We start from the raw sequence: 16,190 nt of genomic DNA, 5'->3' as shown, positions 1-16,190 counted from the left end.
GGATGTTCCCCCAAAGTCCTTCCGGCAGGACCCGGTTGAGCGATAGGGCGCTCGGCCGGGTCTTTTGGTTCCCTCCTCCAACTAGACGCAAGGTTCGGATGGCAGTTTCCGCGCTGCTGGGGGAGAAAGAGGTAGACGTGGATTCTGCAATCTTTTCATCGCTGACGGAGCGCGCCGCATGGCGGATCGCAACTCGTCATCTCGGCTGCGGCCAGCGCGATCCGGTGAAGATGATCGTCGACGCCATCGAGCAGGAACGGGCCCGTTGCATCGGCCTTATCGAGGCCGCCGGCTTTTCGAGTAAAGACCTTTCGCCGTTCATCGCAGATCCGCATGCGGACTGGTAGGCATCCGCAACGCCGCGCAACAGCGCAGACCGTCACACCTGGCCGCTCCATTTTCCCTTTGATATCCCCCTCAGTCCCGATGTCCCCGCCTCGCGAGCAGGCGACCTAGGAAAGCGCTACAGGGAATGATCGGAGAGTAGCTTCACAAAGTACGTGAAGCCGAAGCTACCGCTCTTTGAGGACGGTCAAGTGTATTTCGGTTGTTCGACTCCGATGACTATGGCACACGGTCTAATGAGGGATCGTGCTGGAGGATTAGATGGTCGCCGCTATGAACTACAAAGGATTTTGCCCAATCTGCCAAGCTGAGGCAAGCTTTAGCGCGACCGATGACTGGTACCGCGGGTCATTAACATGTCGCAGTTGCCCAAACGGATCTGTGCCTCGCGAGCGTGCCTTGGCCCTTGTCCTTGAAGAGCACTTCCCAAATTGGCGACGACTCAAAATCCATGAATCATCCCCAATTACCCGAGGCATCTCTGCGAAGATCAAGAGAGAAGCGACCGACCTCGTCCAAACGCAGTTCTACCCCGATCTACCACGGGGCTCGAAGGAAAGAGAGTATCAGTGCGAAGATCTGCAGAATCTGACTTTTCCATCCCATGTGTTTGATCTCTTTATATCATTAGATGTTATGGAGCATATTCCTGATCCCGAAGCGGCGGTTCGGGAGATTTGCCGCACGCTCAAGCCCGGTGGAGCTATGCTTTGCACTTGGCCGGTTCGAAAGAACCAAGTTGGCGCAATCGAGCGCAGAGTTGTATACAATGATGATGGCACCACTACAAACGTCAAACCCGAAGAGTGGCACGGGAATCCCGTGGATGCGAAAGGTTCAATTGTAACGGTAGATTACGGCTACGACATCCACAAAGCCCTTTCCGCCTGGGGTGGGTTCGATGTTCGAGTGTATCGGTTCTGTGATAGAACGCACGGGATACTCGGAGAATATACCGAAGTCTTCCTAGCCAAGCGGCCCATATAGCTCCGCCTGGCTCATCTCTTACCACGTTGCTATTGCCGCGCGCTTCCAAGTGTTGGATGCAGTCGCAATGTAGAAATAATTGTCGTCGTATGCTTGCTCTCCGTTGATGGCGGCAGCACCTGCTGATGGCGGGGTGTATTTTCGAGGAACCTGCAACACACGCGTCCCGGCCCCGCTGACAGCGTGTATTCCGATAACCCCCTAAACAAGTTAGGGCCCAATAGGTTGTTATCACACCCTGCGCCTTCCTGAACCCCGATCTGCGCGTTTCGAACATTGTTGCCGAAAACCTTGACGTGGTCCCCTGGAATGTCCTCGGTTTGAGGTTAGTCTGTTCTCCGGAGATGGAGACAGAGAATGAAGCGATCCCGTTTCAGCGACGAGCAGATCATTGGCATTTTGAAGGAGCACCAGGCCGGTTTGTCGGTCGTTGAGCTGTGCCGCAAATACGGGGTCAGCGATGCGACCTTCTACAAGTGGCGCTCGAAGTATGGCGGCATGGACGTGCCGGAGGCCAAACGCCTGAAGGCTCTTGAAGATGAGAATGCCAAGCTGAAGCGCCTCCTGGCCGAAGCGATGCTCGATGTATCGACGCTGAAGGAAATGCTCGGAAAAAACTTCTGAAGCCCGGCTCAAGGAGGCACGCCGTGAACTGGGCTATGAGCGAGAAAGGTTATTCGCAGCGCCGCGCTTGCGGTCTGGTCAACATCGATCCGCGTGTCTTCCGCTATCGGTCGACGCGAGGCGATGATGTCGCGATCCGCACGCGGCTAAAGGAACTGGCCAGCCGAAGGCGTCGCTTCGGCTATCGTCGCCTGCATATTCTGCTCAAGCGGGAAGGCGTCGAGATCAACTGGAAGAAGCTGTATAGGCTTTACAAGGAGGAGTGGCTGACCGTGCGCAAGCGCGGCGGTCGCAAAAGAGCGCTGGGAACGCGAGCGCCGATGGCAATCCCACAGGGACCGAACCAGCGCTGGAGCCTGGACTTCGTCTCGGATGCGCTGGTCGATGGCAGGCGCTTTCGTGTCCTTTGTGTCCTCGATGTTGATTTGCACTGAGAGCTGATGGAGTGGATGCCCCCTCCCGACGGCATCGCAATGTGCCAGAGTGATGTTCGCCAGAACTCCGGCTCGAATACGTAGTGACTGGCCATCGCCAGGAAACGGACATTGACGTCGCGCTCTTTCCCGCGGCCGACCTTGTCGATCGCCGTGCGCATGTTGTCGTAGATTCCGCGGCCGGGGATGCCGCCGAAGACCCGGAATGCATGATTATGGGCATCGAACAGCATCTCATGCGTCTGGAGGAGATAGGCCCGAACAATGAAAGCGCGGCTGTAGCTCAGCTTCGTATGCGCCACCTGCAGCTTGGTGCGCTCATTGCCAATAATGGCCCAGTCTTCCGACCAGTCGAACTGGAACGCTTCGCCCGGCTCAAAGGCCAGAGGCACGAACGTTCCGCGCCCTGTCGTCTGGAATTCCCTCTGCCGGTCTGCCTTCCATTCGCGGGCAAAGGCTGCAACACGGCAATAGGAGCCGTCGTAACCGAGGCCCACCAGGTCGGCGTAGAGCTGCTTCAGGGTGCGCTTCTGCTTGCGGCCCTTCTTGGATTCGGTCTTCAGCCAGGCCGACAACCGATCTGCAAACGGATCAAGCTTGCTCGGCCGCTCCGGGACCTTGAACTTCGGCTCCACGCCGTCCAGGCGCAGGTATTTGCGGACAGTGTTCCGGGAAAGGCCGGTCCTGCGGCAAATCTCCCGGATCGATAGATGCTCTCGAAAATGCCAGCGTCGGATTACGCTCAGTAACGCCATGTCGATCACTCCAGAGCCCCCGCTGAAACCTCGCGAGGGGTGATTGAAACATGGGTCAAATCTCAGTGATAATTTCCCGCAATCTGGAGTGCGCCCCTTGGGGTGGACACTGATCAGGCTGCTGATTTGCCAGTCTGCCGGATGTGTTGATCCTCGAACTGTTGGGGGGCTCAGGTAGCCGAGTGCTGAATGGAGCCGGCGCTTGTTGTAGACCTCCTCGATGAAGTGGGGAAGGTGTTCAGTGATGTCCTCGAAGGTCTCGAAGGCCATCGGATAGACCGCCTCGACCTTCAGCGTTTTCATGAAGCTTTCGGCCTTGGCATTATCGTACGGATTGCCGCGGCGGCCCATCGAACCGATCAGGCCATTGGCGGCCAATGTCTCGCGGTAGACCTCGACAGCGTATTGCGAGCCGCGGTCGGAATGATGAACCACGCCCCGCGGCGGCTTTCGCCTGTCAATGGCCGCCTTCAAGGCTGCCACCGTCAGCCGTGCGTCGATCGACCGACCGATGGCGTAACCGACGATCAACCGCGACCAGGCATCGAGGATGATGGCGACGTAGATGAACCGGGCCGGCAAGGAGACATAGGTGATGTCGCTGACCCAGAGCTGGTTGGGACCGCTCGGGATGATGGCCTTCGCCAAGTTCGGGAAGATCGGGCCGTCGTGGTCACTGTCGGTCGTGGCAATGAACCGTCGCCTGATCTTCGGACGCAGATCGTGTTCGCGCATGAGGCGACGGACCTTCTTGTGGTTCACGACAAGACCCTGCTGTCGTAGGGCCGCACCGACGCGGCGGTAGCCGTAGAACTCGAACTCGTCGCAGATCGCGAACATCGCTTCGACGATCGCGGTGTCGTCGGCCGGCCGTTCTGGGCGGTCATAATAGGTGGAGCGCGCGATTCCCATCAGCCGGCATCCTTCCGCGACGGAGATGCCACGGGGCCGATGATGACGGATGTAGTTCCGTTTTTCGGCCCCGATGCGCTTTTCAGAGCCCCCTTTAAAAACTCCAGTTCCAGAGCCTGCTTGCCAACCAGCCGTTCGAGGGCGGCGATCCGGGCCTCGTATTCCTGGACGAGATCGGCCGCCCGCGCATCGTCCTCGAATGCGCCTTGCTCGTACTTCTGAACCCAGATGCGGATAAGGTTGCGAGACACGTCGTGGCGTTTTGCCAGACCATGCAGCGTTTCGCCGGCCAGGAATTCCTGCACGACCTGACGTTTGAACTCGACGCTGTGACTTCGGTGTTTTGCCATGGGTCTTCTTTCCGAAAACCCGGAAGGCCGGTCAATTCGTCATCCCGGTCTGCCCACCCCAAGGGGCGCACTCCACAGAGGGGTCAATATTCGGCTCTGACTCAATCTCGATGATGTTTAGGCTTCAATTGGCGTTGTTTTCTCTGGAGAATCAGCGCCATGCGGACCCGATTTCGACTTTCCGATCTGATCCCGGCCGAATTCAACGTTGAAGCAGTGCACGATGCGGCCGGCGCGATTGTTGTCGTAGCATCTGGCCGGTCAGAACAATGTAGATGCCCCCACTGTGGAACCGTCTCCCGGCGCATTCATAGTCGCTATCCTCGGAGGCTTGTCGACCTGCCGTGTGCGGGTCGGCGGATCGAGCTGCACCTGACTGTCAGACGCTTCGTCTGTAGTGCCGGCAATTGCCGCCGAAAGATTTTCGCCGAGCGCTTTGGTGACGACGTAATTCGCCCCATGGCTCGCCGTACAGCACGCCTGGACTGTCTGGTTCGCCATCTTGCTCTCGCATTGGGTGGTCGCCCGGCGGCCCGATTTGCAGATCGTCTCGGATTCCCGGTGAGCAATGACACGCTGCTGCGAACCGTTCGCCGATACGACCGTCCTGCGCCGATACCACCGAGCGTCATCGGCATTGATGACTGGGCCTGGCGACGCAATCATCGATACGGCACCATCATTTGCGATCTTGAACGCCGAAGGGCAATCGCATTGTTGCCCGACAGGGAACAGGCGACCGCCGAGGCCTGGCTGATCCAGCAGCCCCAGATCGAGATCGTCGCAAGAGACCGTGGCGGTGGATATGCGAAGGCCGTCGCACGAGCTCTCCCACACGCAGATCAGGTCGCCGACCGTTGGCATCTGATGGAAAACGCCAGCCACGCTTTTCTCGACGCTGTTCGTAAATCGATGCGGCAGGTCCGGATGGCGATCGGCACTGCAACCGTAAATCCGAAACTGCTGACTGCCGCTGAGCGGCTGCAATACGAGGGATATCTGCGGCGTGAAGAGGCAAATGCCGTAATCCGCGGGTTCGTCGCCGATGGTGTCTCCATCAAGGAAATCGTGCACCGAACTGGGCATAGCCGAAAGCTGGTCCGCAGTGTCGTTCGTGGTCAGCGGACAGACATCTTCCGGGTCCGGCAAACCTCTCTCGAACCGCACCTGCCTTGGCTTGAAGCTCAATGGGATGCTGGATTGCGTAATGGCGCCGAACTGTGGCGGCAGCTTCGACTGGCCGGTTTTGGCGGAGGCCTGCGTGTTGTCACCGAATGGGCAACGAGACGAAGGCGAGCAGAAAAGGCTGAAAGCGGACTCGGCTATGCTCCCGCCGCGCGCACCGTCGTTCGCCTGATGACCATCGACCGCAACAACCTGACCAAGGCTCAAACGATGACGGTTTGCCGGTGATGAGACGATCGAGCAGGTTCATCTCGACGGCTGTGATCGCCATTTCCGGTTTGGCGCCAGGCGTGGTGCGATTGAGCATGGTCATCCAGAATACCCGCCAAGCCAGGATGCAGAAGACGGCGATCAGCTTGACGAGCCTCTCGGCCGTTCGCAGTCTGGCCTCCTCAGCCTTGCATCCGGATTTCAGAATCTTATGGAAACCTCGATTTTCCAGCGCATTGCATACCAATGCAGCTTCTCTATCGCGTCCGTAGCCGACTGGACCGGCAGGTCGGTGATCAGCTTCCAGTCGATGCGCGGCCGGTTCTGGGGTTCGTCCCGCTCCTGGGCATAAATGACGGTAAGTTCGAGAGCCGGATAGCGCTTCTGCTTGCCGATCGGCGGCAGGACGCGGATCCGGCGATATCGAATTTCGACGGTGGCTGTTTCCCGGTTCCCCTTGTCGTCGCGGACCTCGATCTCATGAAAGCCCTCGACCAGCGCGTCCTTCATTTCGGCGGCAATCGTATGATCGCCATCGCCCGCCAGACGATCGACACATGTGCGGACCAGAAAATGGGTGCCGAGATCATGGGCCATGCAGAAGAGTTCATAGATATCGCTCTCACGGTCGCCGATATGCACGCATCGGCCCGGATCGCCGAGCAGGGCGACAGATTGCCGGATGTTTTCCAGCCAGCGGAAACTCTCCTTCTGCTCGATGGGGACCCGCGTCGGATTGATCTTCTTTTTCAATGCAGCCGTGCCCTTGAACTTCGACCGCGTCCAGAACTTGATGGCTGAAAGCCCCAGCGGCAGGCCGTCGAGTGTGACCGCCAGACTGGAATGCATCAGAAGACCGCAGACCGTGTGCATTCTGAAACGCCCGGCTTTGTCCTTGCCACTTTTGATGCGATACGTCATGCCGATCGCATCGGTGCTTTCCCGTTGATAGGTGAATTCCGTCGTGTCCTGCAGGACCAGGATGGGGCCAGACGCTGCAACGAAACGGCCACGGGTGGACTGGAAATGACCAGCGAGAATGTCCGCGTCTCCAACGCGGTCGTTCGAGAAGAAGCGATAGGCCGCCTTCGTATTGGCCCAGTCCTGGCATGCCAACGGGATGCTTGCTCCGATAGAACCGCCCATCCTCTCCACCAATTGCCGCAGTCGCCGGTCAAGGCGCTTGTCGGCAAGGTTGCAACCGGCAAGTTCCTCATCAAACCATGGTGTCGCTATTCCGTCCATGCACCGGCGCCCCTCGATTCGGTGCCAGATAAGGAATCATACGAGATTCAACCAAGGCAAGAGATGTGGGTAATTGAAAGGTTCGCCGGACGGATACGATCCAGCGCTTCTTCACTCGTCACAACGTCACGCGCAAAAAAAGAGTGCGCATGCCTCGGAGCAAGATCGCCCCGATATCTTGAGACGGCGGCAGGAATGGTTCGACGGCCAGCTTGACCTTGATCCGGCGCGCCTCGTTTTCATCGACGAAACCTGGGCTTCGACAAACATGGCCCGCCGCTACGGCCGATGCGCCAGAGGCGAGCGCCTGCGGATCAGCCTTCCGCATGGCCACTGGAAAACCACGACTTTCATCGGAGCGTTGACGCTACGCGGCTTCATTGCCCCATTCGTCATCGACAGGCCGATCAATCGCATCGCATTTGAGACTTACGTCGAAAAGGTGTTGCTGCCCGAGCTTCAACCCGGCGACATCGTGGTGATGGACAACCTGTCCAGCCACAAGGGGCCAAGGGTCCGGGAAATGATCGAAAGCATCGGCGCGAGGCTCGAATATCTTCCGCCTTACAGCCCTGACTTCAACCCCATCGAAAACGCCTTCTCGAAACTCAAAACGCTGTTGAGAAAGGCCGCCGAACGCTCCATCGGCGACCTTTGGAACACCATCGGGCGATTGCTCAAACTCTTCACGCCAAACGAATGCCAGAACTATTTCGCCGCCGCAGGATATGATGCAACATGATCGGATTCGCTCTATAATCGCACCTGGATCAATACGACCGCTGACGACTTCATGCAGCAGCTGGATCCCTACATCCAGTGGTACAATCAGCATCGCATAAAGCTCTCACTGGGCGGCTTTAGCCCCGCCGAATACCGCCGGAATCTCGGAACTGCAGCATAAGCAGTCCAAGTTTTCGTCCGCACCTCCTCAGAGCCAGATTTGTGCGCCGATTGACAAATGCCGTCCCGAAAGGGCTGTGACACGACGCAAGCGAGCATGAAATCGCAGCCAAAAACCGCCAACAGCCATCAGGACGCCCTGCCGATCACCAATTCAGCGGTAATTCGAGGTCTCCAGCATCACTTTAGTTTCGTCCAAGGGTGCCGCATTGATATAATATTAAAGAGACGTTCGTAACTCTTTACTGTGTCTGTACGTAGCATAGAAGAGGTGTGAACGCGGTATTTTCCAAGAAACTCTGGAACATAACAGCACAGTGAATTAAATTCGATGAGCTTGCACCAGAAGTCGTAGTCCTCCCATCCGCCGTCCAAGTGTGTATAACCGCCCACTCGTTCCCATACACGCTTATGCACTAGCGCCATCGCGTCAATATATGGGCCCTCCGCTAAAAGGGCTTTTGACCAATAGTCTGCGAGGCCGATGTCCGTGATGTCACCAAACATCACCAGTTGACTGTAGGCAGCATCGGCATCCGCCGCTATCAAAGCACGCCGCAGCTTACGTAAGCAGGCAGGATAGATGACATTATCGGCATCCATCACAAAGACCGCATCACAAGTCGCTGCTCTGAAGGCAGAGTTACGTACTTCCGAAAGGCCACTATTTTCTTCGTGACGCAGAAGAATTCCGCTTGGAAAGCGAGCCTTGTTCTTCCGCATCCAGGCTTGCGCCACTCCTACAGAGTCGTCCTTCTGAGAGCAGTCATCGACGATGACGAGCTGAATGTCGGAAAAATCCTGCGCTGCGATTGAATCAAGGCATTCTTCAATATAATTCGCATAATTATAGAGGCTGACTGCCACCGATATGCCTTCAGTTGAGGATATGTTTCCCCACTGTAACACAGTCTGGCTAGCGTTTCTTCTCATATACATGCCTTAGACAGTTAGGAGCTCGGCGAGAATATGGGATCTTTGTATATCGCTCTTTAGATCACGAGCGGCCGCGGCCGCGGCTTGAGCGATCACAGCCGCTTTCTCTTTTCCATCAGCGTCGTTGAGCACCCATTCTAGCAAATCTATGAGGCGGTGACTTTCTTCGGCAAGATAATGGATGCCAGGTTGGAAGTCAGGATTGGCGAAACATGGCTCTGAAACGACCGTGCAGCTGTTGGCCATACCCTGATAAACCAGACGGTGCCATTCAAAATAGGAAAACTCATCACGGTGGATGTTGAGTAGTACTCGTGTATTACGAGCCACATGTTGGGCCACGTCTACAAGACGTGCTTCTCCGGTTTCGGCATTCATCGGCTTGGTCGCATTGGCGGTGCGGAGATAAATGAAACTCTCGTATCGGCCGAGCCTTTCCGCGTTGCGGGCGAAGAATCGTGTACGATAGGGGCTGACAGTGCCGAAGAAGCATAGGTCAAGCGGTCGCCCAATCCAATCGGCAGGTGTGGGACCGTCAATCCACCAACGCTGTCCAGCAAGAAGCGGATGTGCTCGGACTTCCGCCTCAAGAGAGAGAGGTATCTTGCGAATCTCCGGAAAGATGCAAGCAGCCGGCATCACCTCGGCAAAAGCCGCCGCAATTGGCATAGACATATCGACCACCGATCTGGCCATCAAGACAATGTGCAGCGCTTGCCAAAACCACTGTGTCTGCACCTGTTCGGTGCAATACATACAAGCACCTTCTAACACATCGTCGCGCACCCATAAGGGCCCCCGACCAAGAAAGAAGAACTCGTGCGGAGCCACATAAATGCAACGCTCTGGTCTGGTCTCTATATCACTTTTCTCGTCGCCTTCGGCGACGGTGTATCCAGCGTTTCGGAGTAGGTTTCCAAGAGCGGCCGCGATCTCCTGCATGAAAACATTACTAAGGCTACTCACGTATAGGCCGATGGTCAGCAAAGGGCGAGGGGTGTATTCGTTTACTATGCGGGACGGTGAAATGCCAGCGGCAAGCTCTCCGAGCGTCCGGGCAATATGGATCGGTCTTGCGGCTTGCCGGTGTTCATCAGCTCCATGGCCAACATAATGGGCGGCAGGATTCACCTTCTCTGTGTCCTGATGCAGGGCTGTGTAATCAGAGCCGGAAAAGAACCGAAAACGTGATAAGCGCTCGATGGCGAGCTGCGAGCGCTTCAATGATAGTCGGCCTAGATCGCCCACAGGCCTCCGGAGAAGGGTTTGTTTCCAGTCGAAAGAAAACATGCAGCTTTGATCTCTACTTGGCTGGACGTTGCCTATCGTATTTTGATTGATAATGATAGCGTACAGAAAGCTGGATGGTTCTATTCACCTCGCCATTTTCTCGAATTTATGATTCCCTTGGTGCTCTGATCCCGCAAAAAGAGCACCGGGAGCGCAGTCGATCTTTGCACGTCGCTGCGCATGCTAGCGGATCGTAGTCGATGCAGCTACGACAACCCGCACAGCCGAAGCTCAGCAACTCATCCCATTATTAATCGCCACAAGAAACCGCGAGTGCAAATCCATCGACAGAGGTTGGCCCACCCATACTGACCTCCAACACGAGCATAAATGCTGAAGCATAAATCACGCCTCGAAGGGAATACACCACGATTCACATCTCTCCAAAAACCCTCCAAACGGGAACATCGAGCGTATATTAATGGCCACGAAAAATCGGATCAGTTTATTCTCTACAATCCTCATGCGGAAAATTCGTCTACAATTACAAAATTTGATGAAATTACGCTTGTTGTCTACAATTAATTCTTTCGGTATAACCTTATAAGCTTTGTTAGTGATGGCGTTAATTTCCTAAATTTGTTAACGAAAAATTTTTCTTGATTTCTCAAACCATATGCACAACCTTGTGCTTCTCTTCACAGGACATTCATATATCCTAAATGGTCTTGCAATAGCACGAATCTTGTAGCCTAGTTCTGCCGAATGCTTGTTCCGGCTGCCAAATGGCCTGAACGGACACGATCTATATTTTATTCGAGCAGCGGCTCATTTGAGGGGGCGCTGGTATCACAATGTTTTGCTAATAGGTTTCTCATGGTCAATGTTACGGTAGCGGGCATCGGTTACGTCGGCCTCTCAAATGCTGTCCTACTGGCCCAGCACAACGATGTCATTGCCTATGACGTCATCCCGTATAAGGTGGACAAGCTCAATGAGCGAATATCGCCGATTGCCGACACAGAGATGGAAGAGTATCTGAAATCGAAGCCTCTTCGCCTTAGGGCGACGACGGACCCAGCCGACGCTTTCGCCGCCGCCGATTTCGTCATCATCGCGACCCCGACGAACTACGATCCTAATACGAACTACTTCGATACGACGAGTGTAGAGGCCACGATTGATGACGTGCGTCGCGTCAACCAGCAAGCGACGGTTGTCATTAAGTCAACGATCCCTGTTGGCTACACTAAAAGGCTGCAGCGGCAGCGAGGCGATAATCGCATCCTTTTCTCACCGGAGTTCTTACGCGAGGGCAAGGCGCTTTACGACAATCTCTACCCCTCACGGATCGTGATCGGTAGCGATACACCCGAAGCGCACCAGTTCGTGGGTTTGTTGCAGCAAGGGGCTATCAAGGTGGACATTCCGGTTCTCTTCACTGGGTCCGGTGAAGCTGAAGCGATCAAACTCTTCGCCAACACTTATCTCGCCATGCGCGTCGCCTACTTCAACGAGTTAGATTCCTATGCCATGACGCACGGCATTGACACACGACAGATCATCGAAGGTGTCGGCCTCGACCCACGCATCGGTAAACACTACAATAACCCCTCTTTCGGGTATGGCGGCTACTGCCTTCCGAAGGACACAAAGCAGCTTCTCGCGAATTTCAGTGAGGTGCCGCAGAACCTGATCCGAGCCATCGTTGACGCCAATACAACGCGCAAAGATTTCCTTGCCGCCGACATCGTCGCGCGCAACCCAGACGTAGTCGGTGTGTATCGGCTGGCCATGAAGAAGGACTCAGATAATTTCCGCGCCTCCTCAATCCAGGGCATCATGAAACGCATAAAGGCCAAAGGCATTCCGATCATCGTTTACGAGCCGGATTATCCTGAGAACGAGTTTTTTCGTTCCGAGGTCGTCAGGGATCTTACGGACTTCAAGCGCCGGGCCGACGTCATTATCGCCAACCGCTCATCGAAGGACCTCGACGATGTAAAGGATAAGATATACACGCGTGACGTGTTCGGAACGAACTGATACCAACGTGCATTGATCATGACCTTTGCGCCCAGTCTCGTAGGCCGATGGACATAATCTTCCAAGGTTGATCGATGAGCCTGTTCCAGGCTCGGCAACATTGATCGACGATGTCGTCATAGTCCCGGAAGACCCGGTTCGACAGCCAGTTGTCACGCATGAACTGCCAGACGTTCTCCACTGGGTTCAACTCCGGAGATGGCGGGGGCAGGAACATCAATGTGATGTTTTCGGGAACCTTGAGCTTCGGCGTGACGTGCCAGCCAGCCTGATCGAGGATGAGCACTGCATGCGCGCCGGGATCGACGGGCTGGCTGATTTCGGCGAGATGCTCTTGCATGGCCCCGGTATCGCAATAGGGAAGAACAAGACCTGCGCCTTTGCCTTTCTTCGGACAGATCGCGCCGAAGATATAGGTCCACATGGTCCGCTATCGGCAGGTGCAGATGGTCGTGTTCCTCGCCGTGCCCATCGCCGGGTGATCTTGTTCTTCTGTCCTATTCGGGCTTCGTCGGCCCACCAGATTTCGATATCCGTGCCGGGCGGGCATTTTTCCCTGATCGCTGCCAGAGCGGCGGGGAAGTCTTTTTAAAAACGTCGCCTTCCAGTTCGTTCTGCGCATAATGACGAGGACGGGCCGAAAGCTTGGCAAAGCCGAGGGCCTCGAGTTCGCGGCCCACCGTCGTCTCGTCGATGGAAATGCGGAACTCCTCGAACAGCCACTGGACCAGGTCCTTGCGCCGCCAGCGCACCACGCCATGAATGGCCGGAATTGGGCCGCTTTCCACAGGTTGAGCCAGCGCCTTGCGCTGCGCGTCGTTCAGTTTCGACCGAGCCCCGGGCGCTTTGGTGTTCATCAATCCATCGGGACCGCGCTCATTGAAGCGCACGACCCAGTCACGAACGATCTGTACCGTCACGCCGCCGATCTCGGATGCATACTGCCTGGACCCGCCGTCATAGATCGAAGCCAGAGCCAGAAGCCGGCGAACTTGCGCGGCGTCCCTGGCTTTCTTCGCAAGCCGTCTTAACGTCGAGCCGTCATAGTCCATCCGCAACGATATTGCTCTCGTCATGCCGAACCTCCGTTCGGCACAGGGAGTCAGAAATTCGATGATTTGGGAACTCCTCTACGAGGCGCCGTCAGCGCTCGTTGGTATGAGGGGATATTGAACTGCTCACCCAAGCTTTGTGCCTCATGCGGCTGATCCTGTAGTTTTGCCCTTGATTTTACCTGGCCGGTACGTGTTGATGCCGGCGGGTGTGTTAGACAGCTACGAGAAGGAGTGTGGTGCGTGGTCAAGAAAACGACGAGAGTAGCGCTGCCCTTGAAGGAAACGCGCGCGCACGACCAGATTGTACCGCTGGGCAGCCTTGCCTACACGCGCCCCTCTTATCTGGCGATTTCGGCATGGACCGAGCATGTGCCGTTTGCCTTCTGGCTGATTGAGGCTATCCGGCCTTCAATTTTCGTCGAGTTAGGGACCCATTACGGCGTTTCATACTTCGCTTTCTGCCAAGCGATGGAAAAGCTCAACCTCGGTGCCCAAGCCTTCGCGGTGGACATGTGGACGGGCGATGAACATTCCGGCCTTTACGGCCCAGAGGTACTTCAGGCAGTCGCGACGCACAACGATCGAGCCTATAGCCATTTCTCAACACTGAAAAAGAGCAAATTCGATGATGCATTGGGATATTTCCTAGATGGCTCTATTGATCTGCTCCACATTGATGGCCTTCACACCTATGACGCCGTCAAGCATGATTTTGAGAACTGGCTTCCCAAGATGTCACCCCGCGGCGTGGTCGTCTTTCACGACACTAATGTGCGGGAGCGAGATTTTGGTGTCTTCCGCCTATTTGCAGAATTGAAACAAACTTATCCCACTTTCGAGTTCAGCCACGGCCATGGTCTCGGCGTCGTTGGCGTCGGTACAGAGCTGGCAGAGAAGATGCATCACTTGTTCGACGCGGAACGGAGGGATCACGACAGGCGCGATCTTCAGACGCTATTCTCCAGTCTAGGTCGTGGATGCCTCGACACTTACAAAGCACGGGCAGGCGATCAAAATCTGGCGGAAGTTCGCCGCCAGCTTCAGGCCGAGATTGCTAAACACCAAGAGTCGGCCAAACAAGCAGAGCAGAAGGTGGTGGCGTTTGCCGCCGACATACAGAAGCGCACCGATGAACTTCAGGTGGTGACATCTGCGCGCGGTGAACTAGATTCTCGTATCAAGCAGCTCGAAACTGATATGGTGAAACACCAAGAAACCGCACGGGAGGCAGAGCGGAAGGTTACGGCGCTCACCGCGGACCTTGAACAGCGCATCACGGAAGTTCAGGTCGCTACGTCTGCACGCATTGATGCGGATGCCCGCGCCGCAAGGTCAAACGAATTGCAGGAGCAGCAGGAAGCTGCGTTGCGAGTTCTTGAGACGGAGGCGTCGCAATCGCGCCTGCTGATCCAAGAGAGCGAACGGCGCGTACACGAGCTACAGGCAAAGCTCGACCATACTGATGAAGTCCTACAGGCGACAGAAAAGCAGCGTGCCGATACTGAATGGCGCAGGAGTGAGGTGGAAGCACTAGCAGCGGAGCGTGAACGGCATCTGCTCCTTCTTGAGGACCAACTAATCGTTCAGCGACAAAGCGTGGCGAGAGTCGAGCGAGAACTGGAGACTCTCCGAGCGGAAATTTGCATCCGGGAGGAAGAGATTAAGGCCGCTGGAAAGCGGGAGGAGGAGCTGCGCGATGAGCTGACAAAGACGCGGAGCGCGCTATTGCAGCGCGAGCACGAGACCGAGCAGAATGCAATGGAACTTGCAAACTTGCGTAGTGAATTGGAGCGTGTCAGTCAAGCGTTAACCGAGCGCGATAAAGTCCTTGTTGGCTTCAAGGATCATGTGGCACTGCTGATAGCGGATGTCAAGCAGCACCAAGCCACTGCGGCCATCACCGAAAAGCTTCATGCCAAACGCTTGCGCGAGGCAGAAGAGAGGCTGAATTTTCAAGCAATCGAGTACGAAAAAAATGCAGACGAATTGCGTACAGCAAAAAGCGAGAGCGAAGCACGACTAAGACAACTGCGTGAGGCGGCAGAGGCCCGTGTAGCACTTGAGAAGGCCCATGCCGCTGAACAAGCAAAGCACGCCGAAGAGTTGCTCAAGGAAAAGAATGATGGGGAGACGCGTCTCAAACTACGTTTTGATGAGATCGCTAACCTCACACGTTTGCTGAAAGACGCGGAAGCGGCGCTTGAGCGAGAAGCGGGCCAGTTGGAAGGAGGGCCTCGTGACGCGCTGGGACGGCAATCTTGGGAAACCGTGTCGGACTTTGGCACCAGTGCAGGTCTGGAGTTGGGCCGAGCCATTCTTAAAATGATCGAGCTACCAGCGATATGGAAAGTATTGCCGGCTGGAAGACGCCTGAAGCATCAGATGAGCTTACTCAGACGATCAGGCTTATTTGATGCAGAATGGTACCTCAGCGAATACAGGGATGTCGCTGAAGCGGGCGTAGACCCATCACAGCACTATATTCTGTATGGCGCCAGAGAAGGGCGAGAACCAAACGGTACGCTGACTACGAGAAGAAGGGCGGTGAAGGCAGGATAATCTGCCCGATATTAGGCAATCCTGATCCTGCGGTCGGGTATATGATCAACGTATGGGGAGCTTTATCTTAGAGAGCCAAGCCTGAAGCGCTTCATGATGGGTTGAGCTCTATTCCATTCAGGAGGAAGTTCTCATTGCAAGTCACTCTCTTTCTTGGATGAATAGTATGCAGTTATCAGGAACCGTGAAAGACAACGTGCTGGTTGGAGAGAATGGGTGGCTCTTCCTTTGGGGTGGTGGACATCGTCAGTTTGATTATCTGCGAGGAATCTGCACACCGGATCAGGCGACAACTCAGAACTTTGCTGACAATATCGCCTCCCGACGAGCAATTTGTGCCGCAAGAAACCTCCCATATCTACACGTGGTATATCCGTCGAAACCTATAGTAATGACGGATCTATTACCTAGTAA

The 16,190-nt window shown here is 55.6% G+C and carries 8 protein-coding genes and 7 pseudogenes; 8 read left to right on the top strand and 7 right to left on the bottom strand.

Going from position 1 to position 16,190, the window contains the following annotated elements:
• Positions 1-98: 98 nt before the first annotated feature.
• The 3 genes and pseudogenes from AABF56_RS35810 to AABF56_RS35800 all read left to right on the top strand — a co-directional run.
• Entirely contained in the window at positions 99-347 is a 249-nt protein-coding gene (locus AABF56_RS35810) for a hypothetical protein (RefSeq protein WP_272809428.1), read from the top strand.
• Positions 348-744: 397 nt separating this feature from the next.
• Complete coding sequence (locus tag AABF56_RS35805) at positions 745-1,332, top strand: class I SAM-dependent methyltransferase (RefSeq protein ID WP_272809429.1); 588 nt, start codon at positions 745-747, stop codon at positions 1,330-1,332.
• A 357-nt stretch (positions 1,333-1,689) separates the two neighbouring features.
• Positions 1,690-2,375 (top strand): annotated as a pseudogene (locus AABF56_RS35800) (transposase); the annotation flags it as partial.
• A 77-nt stretch (positions 2,376-2,452) separates the two neighbouring features.
• On the opposite strand, the pseudogene istA reads toward AABF56_RS35800, so the two are convergent.
• From istA to AABF56_RS35785, 3 genes and pseudogenes are all read right to left on the bottom strand, one after another.
• Positions 2,453-3,145, bottom strand: a pseudogene (gene istA / locus AABF56_RS35795) (IS21 family transposase); the annotation flags it as partial.
• Between the two features lie 177 nt (positions 3,146-3,322).
• A pseudogene (locus AABF56_RS35790) lies at positions 3,323-4,084 on the bottom strand (IS3 family transposase); the annotation flags it as partial.
• Complete coding sequence (locus tag AABF56_RS35785) at positions 4,057-4,407, bottom strand: transposase (RefSeq protein WP_272809430.1); 351 nt, start codon at positions 4,405-4,407, stop codon at positions 4,057-4,059. The pseudogene AABF56_RS35790 and the gene AABF56_RS35785, both read right to left, overlap by 28 nt.
• A gap of 159 nt (positions 4,408-4,566) precedes the next feature.
• Here AABF56_RS35785 and AABF56_RS35780 point away from each other — a divergent pair.
• Positions 4,567-5,811: pseudogene (locus AABF56_RS35780) on the top strand (ISL3 family transposase); the annotation flags it as partial.
• 192 nt (positions 5,812-6,003) lie between these two features.
• Here AABF56_RS35780 and AABF56_RS35775 read toward each other — a convergent pair.
• A complete protein-coding gene (locus AABF56_RS35775) occupies positions 6,004-7,047 on the bottom strand; it encodes an IS4 family transposase (RefSeq protein ID WP_272809431.1) in 1,044 nt (347 codons plus the stop codon).
• A gap of 95 nt (positions 7,048-7,142) precedes the next feature.
• Between AABF56_RS35775 and AABF56_RS35770 the strand changes: the two are divergent.
• Both AABF56_RS35770 and AABF56_RS35765 read left to right on the top strand, forming a co-directional pair.
• A pseudogene (locus AABF56_RS35770) lies at positions 7,143-7,789 on the top strand (IS630 family transposase); the annotation flags it as partial.
• Between the two features lie 33 nt (positions 7,790-7,822).
• Positions 7,823-7,951 (top strand): annotated as a pseudogene (locus AABF56_RS35765) (IS3 family transposase); the annotation flags it as partial.
• A gap of 179 nt (positions 7,952-8,130) precedes the next feature.
• Here AABF56_RS35765 and AABF56_RS35760 read toward each other — a convergent pair.
• Both AABF56_RS35760 and AABF56_RS35755 read right to left on the bottom strand, forming a co-directional pair.
• Entirely contained in the window at positions 8,131-8,817 is a 687-nt protein-coding gene (locus tag AABF56_RS35760) for a glycosyltransferase family 2 protein (RefSeq protein ID WP_272809432.1), read from the bottom strand.
• A 75-nt stretch (positions 8,818-8,892) separates the two neighbouring features.
• The gene (locus AABF56_RS35755) at positions 8,893-10,176 is read right to left on the bottom strand and encodes a hypothetical protein (RefSeq protein ID WP_272809433.1); all 1,284 of its coding nucleotides are present in this window, start codon (positions 10,174-10,176) and stop codon (positions 8,893-8,895) included.
• Positions 10,177-10,992: 816 nt separating this feature from the next.
• Here AABF56_RS35755 and AABF56_RS35750 point away from each other — a divergent pair.
• Positions 10,993-12,162, top strand: a complete 1,170-nt coding sequence (locus AABF56_RS35750) for a nucleotide sugar dehydrogenase (protein ID WP_272809434.1) — start codon at positions 10,993-10,995, stop codon at positions 12,160-12,162.
• Positions 12,163-12,178: 16 nt separating this feature from the next.
• On the opposite strand, the pseudogene AABF56_RS35745 reads toward AABF56_RS35750, so the two are convergent.
• Positions 12,179-13,238: pseudogene (locus AABF56_RS35745) on the bottom strand (IS630 family transposase).
• 219 nt (positions 13,239-13,457) lie between these two features.
• Here AABF56_RS35745 and AABF56_RS35740 point away from each other — a divergent pair.
• On the top strand, positions 13,458-15,776 hold the full coding sequence (locus tag AABF56_RS35740; protein WP_272809435.1) for a class I SAM-dependent methyltransferase: 2,319 nt from the start codon (positions 13,458-13,460) through the stop codon (positions 15,774-15,776).
• Positions 15,777-16,190 lie beyond the last annotated feature (414 nt).

The sequence above is a fragment of the Shinella sp. WSC3-e genome (assembly GCF_945994535.1).
GTDB classification, from domain to species: Bacteria; Pseudomonadota; Alphaproteobacteria; order Rhizobiales; family Rhizobiaceae; genus Shinella; species Shinella yambaruensis.
Note: the sequence above shows the minus strand (reverse complement) of the source record. Positions and strands in the feature narration are given on the sequence as shown.